Source organism: Pelosinus fermentans JBW45 (assembly GCF_000271665.2).
Taxonomy (GTDB): Bacteria; Bacillota; Negativicutes; order DSM-13327; family DSM-13327; genus Pelosinus; species Pelosinus baikalensis.
Map to the genome: position 1 here is coordinate 2,811,100 of NZ_CP010978.1, position 17,568 is coordinate 2,828,667.

The window sequence follows — 17,568 nt, forward strand, 5'->3', positions numbered from 1 at the left end:
TCGACAATATTTTCCTTTTTCCTGCGAAAATCCAAACATTACCACCCGTCAAACGGGCGCGCATAGCAGGTGGCTTTTTGTCTCGTGCGCCTTCACTTACTCAACAGACTGAAGTCTAAATAAAAGCGAAAGAAGGATTCTATAATAGAATCCTTCTTTCGCTAATGAAATAAGTAAACCCATGATATCGTTTCTTTTATATGTCCAAACCTGCCGCTAGCAGGTGGGCATCACAGATTGGCTTTTGCCATCCACTCAAAGGAGGTCCGACAGCTACCAGATCATTAGATTCCCTATTTATAAAAGTAGGTTGGACATATATAAGATAACATATATCACAGGTAGATCATTTTCTGATAATTATACATCCGTTGACTTTAGAATGTTCTTGGCATCAAACCTTCTTTCAACATTAAATATATAATACCATATCAATTATTAAGATGCAAAGCCATTTGCATAGAAAACGAAGTTAATCCGCCTTGTATACTAGTTTACCATCAAAAAAGGTCATGATGATTTTCGTTTTATCTATATCGATAGGATTCACCACAAATAAATTTTGATCAATTACCACCAGATCAGCAAACTTACCCACTTCAATAGAACCAATTTCATGTTCCATAAATAAAGTATAGGCACCATTTATAGTAAAACTTTTGATCATTTGCTCTACAGTGGCTCGTTCGCCTTTATTTAAAAGATACCTTTCATCATCCATATCTGTAATATCTTCTATGCCATGTGAGGTACCGTTATCAATATTACGTGTGACACCAACATCCATCGCTAAGAAAGGATTGGGCACAGCTGTGGCAGGATAATCGGAAGAAGACGCTACAGTGATCCCTTCGCGAAAAAAAGTACCTAAAGGAAATTCCAGATTAGCACGTTCACCTATGAACTGATAATCAACATTATACCACCAGTTAGGACCTTTAAATTGCCAGTATGGCTGTACGCTAGCAACTACATTCAGTTCTTTAAAGCGCAATATATCCTTTTGATCTACAAGCTGTAAGTGGGTAATAGTATTACGATAGTCCCCTGCTGCCGTATTATTATTAGCGTATTCTAAAGCATCCAATACCTTTCTAGTCGAACCATCGCCCGTCGAGTGAACATGAATTTGCATACCACACTGATTTACTGTATAAAAAGCATTCTTTAGATTTTCCATTTCCCAGAGAAAATCACCATAGTAGTTCGCCCCTTTTCCAGCTTTTATACTATAAGGCTCTAGTAAATAACTTGTGCAGCCTTCAATTACCCCATCCGTAAAAAACTTTGCAGTAATGACTTGGAGCAAAGGAGTCTGATACTGTATCCTCAACTCTTTAATATGCACAATTTGGCTAAGCAGATTCTCTCTGGCATTAACCGTCATAGCGCCACGAATACGCAGTTGCAGTTGTTTCGCTTTTTGCATTTCATCACAAGCTTTAAAGATGACATCAAAAGGCACGCTTGCCATACAAAGAATACTCGTAATACCAAAACGATGCATCTTCTTCTGAAAAGCAGTCATCGCAGTAATATATTGATCCAAACTATATTCAGGCAAAGCAATCAGCCACATAGCCCATTCTTTTAGTGTTCCCCACAGCTCACCATTACTCTGATCCGTTTCTATAACGCCGCCCTGAGGTACTTCTGTTTCAGAAGTTATACCATTTATTTCTAAGGCCTTGGAATTTACCCATAGGGTGTGGCCATCATGTGCTCGTAAAACGATAGGGATCTCGATCGTAATGGCATCGAGATATTCTTTGCGAGGTCCTTTAATCAACTCTTCACCTGTTAATATACCCCATGACCAGCCTCTGCCATAAACCATTTTAACATCTGGATGCTGCGCGATAAACTTTTTTACAGCTTCCACATATCCTTTTATGCTATTTATATTAAATAGCTGAACTTCGTAAAGCTCTGATAAAGATAACCCGGGTGGATGAATGTGACTATCGATCAAACCAGGCAGTACCATCTTCCCTCCCAAATCAATGACTTGAGTTTTATTACTTATAAAATTCTGCACTTCCTTATCGCTGCCCGTAAACAAAATTGTATTATCTTTAATTGCCACTGCTTGATGTATCTGTTCTTGCTCATCAACAGTATACACTACACCATTTTTCAATACGATGTCAGCTAACATACGATTGATCAATTTTATATTCACCCTGCCTTTTCCCTTGCCCGTTCGCAACATTTCATATAAAGAAAAAAGACTTACCCTCTGATAAGTCCTTTTTCAATAGAAAGAATAAAGCCCATAATATCGTCTCTTTGATATGTCCAAACCTGCAGCTCGCAGGTGGGCATCCTAGACATGCTTTTGCCTTCCACTCAATGATGGCTCGGCAGCCAGATATCATTAGATTCCCCAGTTATAAAAGTAGGTTGGACATAAAAAAGATAACGTGCATTTCAGGCATCTTTTTACTATGTGTATACATAATATCATATGAATCGTACTAGTGCAAAGTCCTTTATAATTTAGTTTTAGGAGCATTTTTCGGTTTAGGAAGGTTAATATACATGATACGTGCTTATTCTTTTAAATGCGCATTTTTGCGTTTCAAGATATGAATTTTCTACATCCTAAACTTTGTATTCTCTCAATATTTTAAACTGATCAAAAAACATCTGATAATAGACTCCTTCGTTGTGGATTAAGAAATCGTGGTTACCTTCTTCCACGATTTCACCATGATCAATTACTAAAATATTATTTGCACCACGAATGGTATTTAATCGGTGAGCAATGATAAAACTTGTGTGTCCCTGCATTATTTTTAGCAAGGCATCCTGTATATGTATTTCGGTACGAGTATCAATGCTGCTTGTAGCCTCATCCAAAATAAGAATCGACGGTTTGGATAAGATCACTCTTGCAATCGCTAGAAGCTGTCTTTGACCTTGACTTAAATTTGCGCCATTTTCTGATAGTTGAGTTTCATATTGCTTCGGAAGCATTGAAATAAAACGATGTGCATTAGCCATTATTGCTGCATTTTCCACTTCTTCATCAGTTGCATCAGGTTTTCCATATTTTATATTTTCTCTAATTGTACCAGAAAATAAATATGCATCCTGCAATACAATACCAAAACATCGCCTCAGACTATCTCTTGTATACTCTCTGACATCAATTCCATCAATTAATATCCGTCCATTGGTTACATCATAAAATCGAGTAACTAAGTTTACAATCGTTGTTTTTCCTGCACCTGTAGGTCCTACTAGCGCAGTACTACTACCTTCTGCCGACAAAAAGCTTACATTTTTCAGTACTGAAACATCTGGTCGATAACCAAAACTAACATTTTCAAAAACAACATGTCCTTTAGGATTGTTTAATATCATAGCGTTTGGCAGATCTGCGGTTTCTTCTTGCTCATCAAGAATCTCGAATACTCTCTCCGCACCAGCAATACCAGACTGTAAAAGGTTAAATATATTCGCCAAATCATTTAAAGGTCTTGCAAATTGTCTTGAATAGCTTAAAAAGCTAGCAATAACACCAATCGTGATTATACTTTTTATTGCTAGAATACCACCTATAATAGCAATCAGAGCAATTCCAAAATTATTAATTACATTCATAAGCGGCATTAAAAATCCTGACCAAATTTGTGCTTTCAAGCCTACTTCACATAATTTCATATTTACATCATCAAACGCTGCAATTACCTTATCCTCACGATTAAACGCCTTTACTATCTGTATTCCTGAAATTGTTTCTTCAATATGACTATTTAATCTCCCGAGTTCTGCCTGCTGCTCTTTGAATAATTTACTTGTTTTATTAGCAATAACACGAGCAAGTAAAATCACCAAACAAGCAGTAAGTAAATTGACTACAGTAAGAAAAGGGCTCAACACCATCATCATCGTCAGAGAACCAATAATCATAATGGAACCAGATAATAATTGTGTCGTTGACTGAGATATCGTTCCGCTAACATTATCAATATCATTCGATAATCTGCTCATTAATTCTCCATGAGGATGAATGTCAAAAAAGGCAACAGGAAGAGATTGAAGTTTTTTAAATAAAACCCTTCTCATATCTGTAATAATCCGCTGGGACATCCCTGCCATAAGCCATCCCTGTAAAAAAGTCAAAATTCCACTAGTTACATATACAAAAATTAAGGCCATCACCACTATTTCTAATGCACTAAAATCAACAAATCCATTGGAAGCAGATATCGTATCAATAGAAAGGCCGATCAAATAAGGTCCTAATAGAGTAAGGAACGACTCCACTATTAGAAATAACAAAATATAGGCTAACACATTTTTTTCCTTACCTATGTAATACCATAATCGCTTAAAGGTTGCTAGAAAATTTTTAGGTTTAACAATTGGGCCTCTTCCACGGCGTCCACTCAGACTTCTCCGTATTCCTCCCACGTTATCAGAATTCGACGAATTACGCTCTTGACTCTTGCCTTCTGTTTTCTGCTCATCTTTTTGAGACATACCACTACATCTCCTTACCTACTTGTGAGTAAAATATTTCTCGATAAATTTCACAACTTTCCATCAGTTCACTATGCTTGCCAATACCCACAATTTCCCCTTGATCAAGTACTATTATTTTATCTAAATCCATGACAGAGATAATCCGCTGAGCAATAATAAGACAAGTAAGATTTTTTGCATATTGTTTAAAGGCTTCTTTTATTTTCTCTTCTGTAAGCACATCAACAGCACTTGTTGCATCATCTAAAATAAGAATTTCTGGCCTTTTAACAAACGCTCTTGCAATCGCCAGTCGCTGCTTTTGTCCACCAGAAAAATTGACGCCACCTTGCCCAACTTTTGTTTGATACCCTTCAGGTAATGCAATAATAAAGTCGTGGGCTTGCGCAATCCTAGCTGCAGTTTCTATTTCCTCCACCGTAGCATTTTCTTTTCCCCATTTTATATTATCCATAATGGTACCAGTAAATAGTATAGATTTCTGAGGCACAATACCTATTTTCTCTCGTATCCACTTTGGGTTTATCTCCTTCACATCTTCCCCATCAACTTTGATAGAACCAGAAGTTACATCATAAAAACGAGGAATTAACTGAATAAGACTACTCTTGCCTGAACCTGTAGAACCAATGATCCCAACCCGTTCTCCTGGCATACAGGTCATCGTAACATTTTTAACAACTGCCTCTTCCTTCATTTTTCCATAAGAAAAATATACATTTTGAAAATCAATTCTGCCTTTAATAGCCGCCATTTCACTAGGATAAAGATCCCACTTCATCTTATTTTCTTGAGCAAATACCTCAATAATACGCTCTGTTGATGCTTTTGCTCTCACAAACATATTAAAAACCATAGAAATCAGCAGCAATGAGAATAACATTTGTGTCATATAATTAATAAATGCAATAATATGACCTGCCTGCATTTCTCCTAAATGTACATACTTTCCTCCAAACCAAAGTACTGCTGCAATGCCAAAATTTACCGTAAGCATAATCCCTGGCCCAAAAACAGAGATCATCCGCATCGCTTTAACAGATTTTAATTGGAGTTCTTGATTTGCTTTATTAAATTTCTCTACTTCATAATCAAATCGATTAAACGCCTTTACAACTCTGACACCAGATAAATATTCCCTCATTACACTGTTTAACTGGTCAAGAACCTGTTGAACCTTTATAAAAAAAGGAAAACCAAATTTCATATTAATAAGGATTAATATACCCACAATCGGAATGACCACTGCCAAGATCAATGTTAATTTAGCATTGAGTTGTATTGCCATAATAAGACTTCCGATGCACAAAAAAGGCCCCTTGATAAAGATTCTCATGAGTCCATTTACAAGAGTCTGAATTTGTGTAACATCATTTGTTAAGCGAGTTACCAAAGAAGCTCTATCAAAGTGTTCAATATTTTCAAGAGACAATGTTTGAATTTTTTTATATAAATCCAATCTCAGTTCAGTTCCAAATTTTTGCGAAACAGTACTCGATATAATATTGCGGAAAGACGCTGCAATGGCTCCTAGTGCTGTAATAAAGAGCATGAAACCTCCTTTTAAAAGCACATATTCCATATTCTTCCCAGCTATCCCCACATCAATAATTTGCGCCATAATCGCCGGCAATATAAGATCACACACCGTCTCACACATTACAAAAAATACAGCTAGAAAAAATTTTTTACCATATTTTCCTGTGTAACGACTAAAAAAATTCATGCCTTCAATCTCCTTGAAAGTTTCAAAGTATACTACTAATAGCAACTATAGTACATTATACACTATATATTATAGTTGTTAAGAATCGCTGCACTTTGTATTTCAAGATTCTTTTTTATTTTTTTCTTTATATTCTATTGACAAGAAGTCTTTTAATGATTAGAATAAGTAACAATATAGTTAAAGGTAATGATTGGGAATAATAAATGTTTAGAAATTTTCAGAGAGCTGAAGGTTGGTGCGATTCAGTAAATTTCATGCATTGAACTCACCCATGAGCTGCAGCCCGATAATGTAGGGTGTGCCGGAATTCCACCGTTACAGGGATAGATGGTGTTTGCCATCGAAAAAGGGGATTCATTTTTGAATCAATTAGGGTGGTACCGCGAGTTTACCTCGTCTCTATTATAGTAGAGACGAGGTTTTTTAGTGTCTAAATCCGGATTAGTCACTAAAAATCTCCATGAATTATATAAAATAAACTTGGGAGGTATTTTTAATGAGTAGAAGAGTATTAGTATTGGATACAACCTTACGAGATGGCGAACAAGTACCTGGTGCAAAACTCAATATATATGAAAAACTTGAAATTGCTCATCAACTTAAAAAATTAAATGTAGATATTATTGAAGCAGGTTTCCCGTCTTCTTCTAAAGGTGACTTTGACTCTGTACAAAGGATTGCCAAGGAAATTATCGATGGTCCGATGATTACTGCTCTAGCAAGGGCTGTTAAAGGAGATATTGATGCAGTCTATGAAAGCATTAAATATGCGCAAAATCCCCTCATTCATATCGTTTTAGGAACTTCTGCGATTCATGTTGAGAAAAAATTTAATAAATCCAAGGAATCAATTTTGGAAATGGGCGTTGATGCCGTACGATATGCAAAGACATTACTTCCCAATGTTCAATACTCTACAGAAGATGCCTCCAGAAGTGATTTTGAATATCTCTGGAAAACAATTGAACAAGTAGTAAAAGCTGGCGCCACCATGATTAATATCCCTGATACGGTTGGGTATGCAGTCCCTGAAGAATTTGGCGAACTAATTAATAAAATTAATTATAGACTAAAAAATTTAAATGATAAGGTAATATTAAGTGTACATTGTCATAATGATACAGGCCTTGCCACGGCCAACACCTTAATCGCTGTCAAAAATGGAGCTACTAAAGTAGAATGTACCTTAAATGGTATTGGTGAACGTGCAGGCAATGCAGCATTAGAAGAGGTTGCAGTGGGTCTTAAGCTACGTTCCTCTTATTACAATGCTCACACCAATGTGGTGTTGCAAGAAATCAAAACGACCTCAAAGCTTGTCAGTACTTTAATGGGATTAGATATCCAAGTTAACAAAGCAATTACCGGTGACAATGCTTTTGCTCATTCCTCTGGCATACACCAGGATGGTCTGCTAAAATCTCGTGATGCCTATGAGATTATTAGACCTGAAGATGTTGGCGTGGAAAATATGGAGCTTATTTTAACAGCCAGATCGGGAAGGCACGCCTTTAAAGATGCTATCAGCAAAATAATACACAAAGACATAGAAAATAACGACTTCGAAAATCTTTTCAACAAATTTTTGAACCTTGCGGACTTAAAGAAAGAGGTCTATACTCATGACCTCTACTATCTTGTTGACCGCTACTATTTTGAGCAAGGCAATACCCAAGCAGAAGTACACACGGTAAGCGGAAAATTATATGAACTCGTGGCTTCCCAAGTAATCAGTAATGATAGTTTTCCATCTGCAAGTATACGCTTAAAACGTGGTGAAGAAATTTTTAAAGACAGCGCAGGTGGAGATGGTCCTATTGATGCGCTTTATACAGCCATAAAAAACATTGTAGGTTTTGACATCGAATTAGTGGAATATAAGATAACTAGTGTTTCTAGAGGCAAAGAAGCCCTAGGACGAGTCAATTTACAAATACGATATAACAATAAAGTCTATTCATCTAAAGCAGTCGACACAGATATTATAAGAGCCAGCGCATTAGCGTTCTTGAATGGTGTAAACACGATTATCATTGAAGACATTGGTAACGAAAAATAACGTACAATACTTGATAATTTACTATTGCAAAAAGGCATACAACTCCTTCTTCTATTGAAGTAAGAGCTGTATGCCTTTTATAAGGCAATTATACTTTACTTAATCACTCTAAACACCCATCACATTCTCCACAAGCCTCCTGCTTACTCTGACCTCGTTGCCGAGGTACAGCATAAGAAGCAGGCTTTGAAGTAAGATGTTCTAGGGTTGCTATATAATTTTCAGGTAATCCCTGCTCTTTTGCCCCTTGAATAATTATATCCAAATACTCAGTGCTAGGCAGCTTAGGTTCTCCCAATCTGGCTTTCTTGTAAATACTTGCTTCTCTGACTCCATTTTGTTCATCAAGTACTTCCACCGGATAATGAAAATATTCCCCAGTTCCATCTAACCTCGCATCTTCGCAATTATCTAATTGTTCCCAATCATAAGATTCTAATTGATACAACACTCCCCACACTTCCGATTGAGTTTGAGTATCAGGAACAACAGTTTCTACGGCTCCATCCCAGATAACAGAATTTTCGTAAAACCCAATCTTATGCCCCGGTAATCGGGCAATGCCAAGTACACGAGGCTTAGTGCATTTTTGCTTCATTCTTTCAAAATTAAGATTAAATCCATAGGCAAAATAAAGACGAGTTGGAATGGTTGTTCCCATATGATTACACCCCTTTTATTTTATACTCATGATCTGCAAGTTTTTTAAGCCGCTATCAGTGCAGCAGAGCATATCTTCAGCAGCATTTTGTATTATCAAGCATAGCAATAAATAAAAAAGCGCCAAAAACAATACAAATTGTCTTGGAGCGCCATTGCTTCACTACTTCATTCTCTTTTAGTTCCTTTTAGAACATCATATCTCAAAGTAAGAGATATGTCTAATAAAATTTTAAGTAAGATATATTTCAGTTGCTTTTTCATCCGTGTCTGTCCAGAAGTCCCATGCCTAGCACCAAGGTCAAGACCAATGGGAGCTCGCAGACATGATAAAATTTCTGCTGCGATACCTTCTTCAGTCAGCTTGTCCCTAATCCCTTGTTATAATTTCCGTCGATTGATAATGATTGAATTTTTGTAATATATTTGAGAAATGATCCATATCTTCTCCTTTTCACAAACCTTAGATAAGGCCTACTAAGGGTAATCTTGAAATATTCCTTCATCTTATCAACTTACGTAGCAAATAAATTCCCTGAGGGTCTCCGTCACACAAATTGCCATTCTGAACAACCTGTTGCCCTCGCAAAAAAACGTGTAAAGCTTTGCCTTTTTGTTGAAACCCTTCATAAGGTGTATAGTCAACTCGCTGTTGCTGGGCTTGGGCGCTAATTACTGAAACATCATTCACATCCCATACTACAATATCAGCATCACTGCCAGGTGCTATCGTTCCTTTACGAGGAAATAGTCCGAAAATTTTTGCTGGCTGAGTTGCAGTTACATTAACAAATGTATTTATACTGATTTTTCCTGGGACAACACCATAGGTGTAGAGGAGTCCTAAGCGATTCTCCACTCCTGGAATACCGTTTGGGATCATACTAAAGTCATGCAAACCAGCATCTTTCTGTCCATGAAAATTGAAAGAACAATGATCTGTGGCAACAACATCAAGCATTCCATCATGTAAGCCTTGCCAAAGAAAATCCTGATTTTCTTTCTTGCGCAAGGGAGGCGATATAACATATTTGGCGCTTTCAAAATGATCTTTGCTATAAAAACTTTCATCTAACAATAAATACTGAGGACATGTCTCAGCATAAACTCGATTACCCCTACATTTTGCATTCATCACAACTTGCAAAGCATTATTTGAACTTAAATGTACAATATAAACTGACGATTGGGCAGCATGTGCTAAAGCAATAATCCTGTAAACAGCCTCCTCTTCTGCCACAATAGGGCGAGATAGAGGATGATAATAAGGCGTTACATTCCCTTGACTGCGATATCGCTTTACTAAATTGTAGATCATATCCCCGTTTTCACAATGGACACAAACTAGCACGCCACACTGTTTACTTTTAACTAAGGCTTGAAATAAAATATCATCATCAACCTGCAACAAATTTTTATAAGCCATATATAATTTAATTGAAGTTACCCCAGCGCTTTGTGATAACCAACCTATTTCCTCAGCTATATCATCATTCCATTCAGTTATGGCCATATGGAAGCCGTAATCTACATAACACGCTCCTTGAGCCTTAGCGTGCCAGTTGGTCAAAGCCTCCTTGAGGGTTTGACCTTTAAATTGGGTTGCATAATCAATAATTGTTGTTGTCCCACCCATGATTGCCCCTTGCGTACCACTGGTAAAATCGTCAGCAGTGACAGTATTGCCTACTGGCAAATCAAAATGTGTATGGACATCAACACCTCCGGGAAGTAAAAGATGCCCTTCTACATCCAAGATTATATCCTCTGGTAAAATAATTTCCTTGCCGATAGCAACAATTTTTTCACCTTCGATACGAACATCGGCTTTATAATAATCAACAGCTGTTACAATGGTTCCACCACGCAAAACAATCCCCACAATAGCGCCTCCATTAAAACTACAGAGATACTCACCTTTGTAGTATCTCTGCAGTCTATCTATTCGGTGTAAAACAATTACCAGTTTAACAACTATGAATATATATGTGTACCAGTTTTTCCAGATACCGCTGCTTCCAAAGACTCAGTATTAGTAATAATGGCTTTTTTACCGCCACTTCCCAAGAAACTTATTACAGCCTGAATTTTAGGTAACATACTGCCAGGAGCAAAATGATTTTCTTGAACATATTGCTTCAATTCATTTAAAGTCACTTTCTCCAATGCTCTTTCATCCGCTTTACCATAATTCAGATACACTAAAGGTACACTTGTTGAAATAATAAGTACATCTGCATTGATTTGCGTTGCCAGCAAGCTGGAAGCGAAATCCTTGTCAATAACCGCGTCAATTCCCTTTAATGTACCATCAGCCTGTTTAATAACAGGAATACCACCGCCGCCAACTGCCACAAGACAATATCCTTCTACAACCAACTTACTAATAATATCAATCTCGACAATTTCTTTTGGGAAAGGGGACGCAACAACACGACGATATCCTCTGCCAGCATCACTTACCATCACCCAAGTAGGATTTTCCTCTTTGATCTTTTGAATATGCTCTTCCGTATAAAAAGAGCCAATAGGCTTTGTTGGATTTTCAAAAGCCGAATCCTTAGCATCAACAATCACCTGGGTGACAATGGTAACGGCAGACTTATCAATACCTCTTCTACTAAATTCATTATCCATAGCCTGCTGTATCTGATAACCAATAGCCCCTTGCGTATCTGCACCGCAGCTTACCAAAGGCACAGGATGCATTCCTGCTATCTCGGTCGCAATTTCGGATCGTCTTAGAATAAAACCTACTTGAGGACCATTACCATGAGTGATGATTACATTGTAGCCTTTTTCCATCATGCCAGTAATACTTCGTGCAGTTTCACAAACAGAACTATACTGATCTTCAATAGTTTGATGGGAATTGTCACTAATCAAAGAATTACCTCCTATAGCGATAACAGCCAGCTTATTCATCCTTATCGGCCACCCATTAAGAGAGTCATAACGGCTTTTGCAGTATGAAGGCGGTTTTCAGCTTCATCATATACGATAGAATGAGGACCATCAATCACAGAATCTTCAACTTCATTATTTCTATCAGCAGGCAAAGCGTGCATATACATTACATTTTTATCTGCAGTTTCCATCTTAGCCTCAGTACACTTCCATGATTTTTGCGCTATAAGTTTATCATCAACAACAGAAACAGCACCAGAAGCAGCAACGCCTGTTTGGTCATTAACCCAATTGCCCCAGTTTTTAGGAATAACAATTTGTGCTCCTTCATAAGCTGCGGCCTCATCATTCGTGACTGTTACAGTACCGCCATATGTAGCAGCATTTTCCTTAGCCTGTTCAATGACCCAATCAGGAAGTTCCCAACCTTTAGGATGGGCCAGCCATACATCCATGCCATAACGAGGGAATGCCAACAATTGTGATACAGGCACAGAAATTGGTTTCTTATGACTTTCAGCATACGCCCAAATGATAGCAACCTTTACACGTTTTAAATCACCAAGTTTTTCTTTCATGGTCATTAAATCCGCTAATGCTTGAAACGGATGGTAGAGGTCACACTGTAGGTTCATGATAGGTTTATGGGACCATTTAGCCATTTCATTCAGATATTTATTACCATAACCCCAGTTGCAATAACGGCAAGCAATAGCATGACCAAAACGAGAAAGGATAATAGCTGTATCTTTTGCACTTTCACCATGTGCAATTTGCATGCTGCTAGAATCAAGAAAACCTGCATGCCCACCAAGTTGAGCAAAGCCAGCTTCCATAGAGTTCCTAGTGCGAGTTGATTGCTCAAAGAACATTAAGAACATAGATTGATTTGGTAAATAATTCGTAGGAATACCCATAGCAAATTTTTTCTTAAGATCAAATGACACTTCGAGCATGGTATCTACTTCTTCTCTAGTGAAATCTTCCAAGTTGATGAAATGTCTCCCACGAAAAATGGTTTGCATAATAATAATCCCCCTAAATTTTTTATATTTTATAGATAAAATTGTTTTTAATAAAAAACAAAAATTATTTATTTACAAGGTTTGCAGTATGAGCAGGCATTTTAGCAGCATATTCGGCAGTATAAATCATGGGGATAACTGCATATACTGCGGCACAATTGACCAATTCTTTCTTCCAAGTTCGTTCATTTGGTGCATGAGCCTGATCTTCATGTCCAGGTCCAAAACCAATACAAGGAATACCATAACGCCCCATAATCGAAACCCCATTGGTAGAGAATGTCCATTTGTCTACTTGAGGCTCTTCTTTAAATAAGACTTTATAAGAATCAACTACGGCGTGGCAAACGGGATGTTCATCTTCAATCAACCATGTTGGGAAATAACATTCGGTAGGATAAACCAAGTTCGTATAAGAAGGTCTTTCATATAGATACATGGTAACTTCTGCATTTGCAGCTTTTACAGAGGGAAGGTTTTTAATCTGCCCAATTGCATAGTCACCTGTCTCACCCACAGTCAATCGTCTATCAATAGAAATCCAGCAACTATCAGCCACAGCACATCGGGAAGGTGAAGTATGGAAAATTTCCGATACTGTCAGGCTACCTTTGCCTAAGAAATCATGATCCACTAGATTTTCATGAAGAGCTTTCAAATCATTTAGAATATCAGCCATTTTGTAAATTGCATTATCCCCGCGTTCAGGAGCTGAACCGTGACAGCTTACACCTTTCGTTGCTACTTTGATTTCCATACGCCCTCTTTGACCTCTGTAAATCTTACCGTCTGTTGGTTCGGTAATCACAACAAACTCTGGTTTCAACTTATCTTCATTAATGATATATTGCCAGCAAAGTCCGTCACAGTCTTCCTCTTGCACAGAGCCAACTACCACTAATGTATAGTCCCCTTCCAGCTTGAGATCTTTAATGATTTTTCCCGCATACACCATGGAAGCCATGCCGCCCTCCTGGTCACTACCGCCACGGCCAATGATAATTTCGTCATCTTCATAACCTTCATAAGGATCATATTTCCAGTTTTCAGGATTGCCAATGCCCACGGTATCAATATGAGCATCCATTGCAATCAAATGTCTACCATGACCCATATAACCCAGAATATTTCCCATAGGATCAATATCTACCCTGTCAAAACCGACTTTTTCCATTTCTTCTTTAATGCGAAGTATCACTTTTTCCTCTTGGCAGCTTTCGCTGGGAATAGCAATCATATCCCTCAAAAACTTACTCATATCAGGTTCATACTTTTTTGATAATTCTAAAACATTGTTAAAATCGACTTTCAAAATGTCAGCCCCTCTCTAACTATTTTTTATAATATGTATCACTATTTTTGCTATCCTTAATTCTTTATGTAGCAGAATTAGGGGATAGAAATGGCAACGAAGTGGTAATACCTTGGAAAATGAGCGCCATCTGAACTGCTTCTCGCAAGGAAAGTATCTCTGTAAAGTCTTTCTTCAATGCCATCTCCTTGATTGCAAAATCAGGAGATAATTGAATCGTAATGAATGGATTTTCAAATATTGCTCCATCTTTCTCTACAGAAAGCTTCGACTCTATGCTGTCCGCCCGTCTATAAATGGTATTTCCTTGGATGTAAAACGCATTATCTTTCTCTTGTTTAAAATCATTTTCTCTGAGAAATAACCTTGGCTTATCGACATATGGCTTCCCATTATGAACACAAAAGGAAGCACAATTGCCACACTCATTACAAAAATCATCAAGATGGATAATCTGTCGATGCTGATTAATAGTATAACTTTCTTTCCCTACCACCATCAGTGTGCCATTCTGACAAGCAAGTGTGGATAAGGTTGTTCTTATCGGTGAAATAATGTAGGTATAATTAGCCCGATTAGGACATACCTCAACGCACTTATCACAGAAAGTAGAACACTGCATACAACGAGCTGCTTCCTGACGAGCAGCCTCTTCTGTAAAGGTTTGCTCAATAAGGTTAAAACCAATGCGCTCAGCCACTGGAAGCCTATCAGGTCTAAGTTGGACTTCTTTTCTGGCGCGAACTTGTTTTACTTTTAAAATCTCTGCTTCAGAGAGTATTGTTCTTGGACAAATCCCTTGTTCAAAAACAATACCAAGCTCTTGGCAAATCGATTCCGCTGCTCGGCGTCCATCCTCACAAGCCTGAATCACAATGGCTGGTCCCCGAGTAGCATCACCACCTGCATATACCCCTGTCTTATCTGTCATGCCTGTTTTAGCATCTACAGCAATTGTACCGTTTTTATGTTGAAATACGGAACTACCATTCAGAAAGGTAACATCCGGACTTTGTCCAATAGCGATAATAATAGAATCTGCTTTTATTACAAACTCACTACCTGGAATACTTACTGGATTTCTCCGACCGTCAGCATCGGCTTCACCTAACTGATTACGTAAGCACTCCAGGGCCGCTACCCGGCCATCTTTTAGAAGCACTTGCACTGGCGTAGCAAGTGCTTCTAGTAAGTTGCCTTCTTCAAAGAGTTCTTGCTTCTCTTCATCTGTAGCGGGCATTTCCTTTTTAGTCCGCCGATAAACAACCGTTACTGGTTTACCTGTAATTTGCTGAGCGGTGCGAGCTGCATCCATGGCAGTATTACCACCACCAATTACCAGAACATTGGAACCTAAATCCGGCTTTTCATCTTTGGCTACGAGCTCTAGCAGTTCAAGAGCAGAATAGACACCCTTTGCTTTCATTCCTGGAATGTTCAAACGAGCATCTTTCGCAAAACCACAAGCTACATAAACGGCATCAAAACCATCTTTTAACAACTCCTCTGGAGGGGTAGCAACAGGATGAGAAAGTACTATTTTTACCCCCATATCTGTTATACGATCAATATCCTTTTGTACTACATCCTGAGGGATCCTAAAAGCCGGAGCTATCGTCGGCATGCCGCCTGCTTTATCCTTTCCTTCATAAATAGTAGCCTGAATACCATTTAATGCTAAGAAAGCTGCTGCTGCCAGCCCTGAAGGTCCCCCACCAATGATTGCTGCCTTTTTATTGGTCATATTTTTTGTTAGTCTTGTAACCTGGCCTTTTTCAACAGCAAATCGTTTCAACGCTCTGATAGCTACTGGTTCATCATAGTTATTCCGAGTACAGCGGGTCTGACAGAGATGAGTACAAATATACCCGTTTATTGCTGGCAGAGGATTACGAGCTAAAATTACCTCTAGAGCCTTATCATATTCGCCATTTGCAATCATCCAAGCATATTCGGGAACATCTTGGCATACTGCACACTGTTCTATACAGGGAGCTGTTACACAATCAAACATATCAAGATTAGATGCAACTTTAGGTAGATCATATGGATGATAACTTTTTTTATAACGTTTATTTATTAGTGCCTCTGCAGCTGCTTTCTCTAAATTAACCATTTTATTGCTAGCAAGTTCCTCTAGACTTCTCGCGCCACGCTTTGCCATTTCATTTTTCAAGTTTTCTAGATATTGGACAAATCTAGAATAGCCGCCAGGTTTCAGTAGATCAGAAGCAACCGTTACGCTTTTTGCACCAGAAGCTAAAATATCTGTCAAATTAAAAGCATCTGCTCCCGCAGAATAGGAAACATGTAGATCACCATGAAACTCTTTTAGAATTTTATCATATAGATTCATTGCAATAGGATATAACGCCCGACCTGACATATACATCTCATCACCGGGTAACTCACCCTTGTAATTTTTCATAGCTAATGTATTGGTTAATTTTATGCCAAATATTAATTTTTGCTCAGCAGCAACCTTCTGTAACATTTTGATCAATTCTAACGCACGCTTATATTGCAAGTCATGGGCAAAGACGGCATCGGGAATGACAATATCCTTATAACCTAAATCATCATGGATAATGCTCATTAACCTTTCTTTACCGAGAAGGGTAGGATTCAGTTTAACGGTGGTATGCATTTTTTTCTCTTCCATTAAGTAACAGGCAATTTTCCCAATTTCATCAGGAGGGCAGCCATGCATGGTAGAAAGAGTCACATTATTGGTAAGCTGAGTAGGAATTTCAAGATCTGCGAACTGCGGAAACTGATCTTCAAGAATAGCTCTAATCTGAGCAATTTCTTCTGAGGCATCCGTCATACGATTCATAAAGCGAGTCATAGCTGGGCTTTTTATTCCTTCCAGATTATAACCTACACTCATATTGAAGATAGTTCCAACAGGAAGATGTGAAAAACCAAGCATGTTGTGTAAAATATGAATCAATGCCCAAGCTTTAATATATTCATTCGCAGATTGATCCAATTTCAATTCCTGAGACCATTCGACGTTATAGCCCTCGTCCTCCATATCAATACAGGGTCTAGAGATTTCTAGTTCATCCATAATCTGAACTGTCTTAAGTTCAATAAACCGTCCACCAGACAGCCAGGTACAAATAATATTTTGAGTCAATTGCGTATGTGGACCTGCTGCAGTACCAATGGGAGTTGCCAGATAACTTCCAAACATATTTTCAACAGCATAAGGACTCTCTTTTGAAGGAATGTAGAACAAAGAATGATGTATCCCAAATATAGACTGCTTTTCCTCAAACTCCTTTAAAATCCATGTAAGCATAACTTCAAAAGGCTGAACTTTCATGGTGTGAGACATGTAGATTTTCCTCCTTGATCCATTTGAATTTGATATAAA

10 protein-coding genes, 2 other RNA genes and 1 other annotated feature are annotated in these 17,568 nt (G+C 38.0%); of the genes, 1 reads left to right on the forward strand and 11 read right to left on the reverse strand.

Features of this window, described 5'->3' with window-relative positions; all coding sequences use genetic code 11:
- Positions 1–172 precede the first annotated feature (172 nt).
- From ssrS (JBW_RS24075) to JBW_RS12515, 5 genes are all read right to left on the reverse strand, one after another.
- Positions 173–347: non-coding RNA, 6S RNA (gene ssrS, locus JBW_RS24075), on the reverse strand.
- A 125-nt stretch (positions 348–472) separates the two neighbouring features.
- Positions 473–2,182, reverse strand: a complete 1,710-nt coding sequence (locus tag JBW_RS12505; protein ID WP_007952599.1) for an amidohydrolase — start codon at positions 2,180–2,182, stop codon at positions 473–475.
- A gap of 84 nt (positions 2,183–2,266) precedes the next feature.
- Positions 2,267–2,440, reverse strand: a non-coding RNA gene (gene ssrS, locus JBW_RS24080) — 6S RNA.
- Positions 2,441–2,604: 164 nt separating this feature from the next.
- Complete coding sequence (locus JBW_RS12510) at positions 2,605–4,491, reverse strand: ABC transporter ATP-binding protein (protein WP_007952598.1); 1,887 nt, start codon at positions 4,489–4,491, stop codon at positions 2,605–2,607.
- A 4-nt stretch (positions 4,492–4,495) separates the two neighbouring features.
- A complete protein-coding gene (locus JBW_RS12515; RefSeq protein WP_007952597.1) occupies positions 4,496–6,220 on the reverse strand; it encodes an ABC transporter ATP-binding protein in 1,725 nt (574 codons plus the stop codon).
- Between the two features lie 180 nt (positions 6,221–6,400).
- Positions 6,401–6,627: a binding site (T-box leader), on the forward strand.
- Between the two features lie 92 nt (positions 6,628–6,719).
- Between JBW_RS12515 and JBW_RS12520 the strand changes: the two genes are divergently transcribed.
- The gene (locus JBW_RS12520) at positions 6,720–8,282 is read left to right on the forward strand and encodes a 2-isopropylmalate synthase (protein ID WP_007952596.1); all 1,563 of its coding nucleotides are present in this window, start codon (positions 6,720–6,722) and stop codon (positions 8,280–8,282) included.
- Between the two features lie 103 nt (positions 8,283–8,385).
- Here the strand turns inward: JBW_RS12520 and JBW_RS12525 are convergent, their stop codons facing one another.
- The 6 genes from JBW_RS12525 to ygfK form a co-directional block, all read right to left on the reverse strand.
- Positions 8,386–8,943: a gamma-glutamylcyclotransferase family protein gene (locus JBW_RS12525; protein WP_007952595.1), complete on the reverse strand. Its 558-nt coding sequence runs from the start codon at positions 8,941–8,943 to the stop codon at positions 8,386–8,388.
- A gap of 501 nt (positions 8,944–9,444) precedes the next feature.
- The gene (gene hydA / locus JBW_RS12530) at positions 9,445–10,824 is read right to left on the reverse strand and encodes a dihydropyrimidinase (protein WP_007952594.1); all 1,380 of its coding nucleotides are present in this window, start codon (positions 10,822–10,824) and stop codon (positions 9,445–9,447) included.
- Between the two features lie 92 nt (positions 10,825–10,916).
- A complete protein-coding gene (gene arcC / locus JBW_RS12535; RefSeq protein WP_007952592.1) occupies positions 10,917–11,867 on the reverse strand; it encodes a carbamate kinase in 951 nt (316 codons plus the stop codon).
- Between the two features lie 2 nt (positions 11,868–11,869).
- Complete coding sequence (locus tag JBW_RS12540; protein ID WP_007952590.1) at positions 11,870–12,874, reverse strand: ornithine carbamoyltransferase; 1,005 nt, start codon at positions 12,872–12,874, stop codon at positions 11,870–11,872.
- A gap of 64 nt (positions 12,875–12,938) precedes the next feature.
- On the reverse strand, positions 12,939–14,186 hold the full coding sequence (locus JBW_RS12545; protein ID WP_007952589.1) for a YgeY family selenium metabolism-linked hydrolase: 1,248 nt from the start codon (positions 14,184–14,186) through the stop codon (positions 12,939–12,941).
- A gap of 64 nt (positions 14,187–14,250) precedes the next feature.
- Positions 14,251–17,529, reverse strand: coding sequence for a putative selenate reductase subunit YgfK (gene ygfK / locus JBW_RS12550; protein ID WP_007952588.1), 3,279 nt, complete (start codon positions 17,527–17,529; stop codon positions 14,251–14,253).
- Positions 17,530–17,568 lie beyond the last annotated feature (39 nt).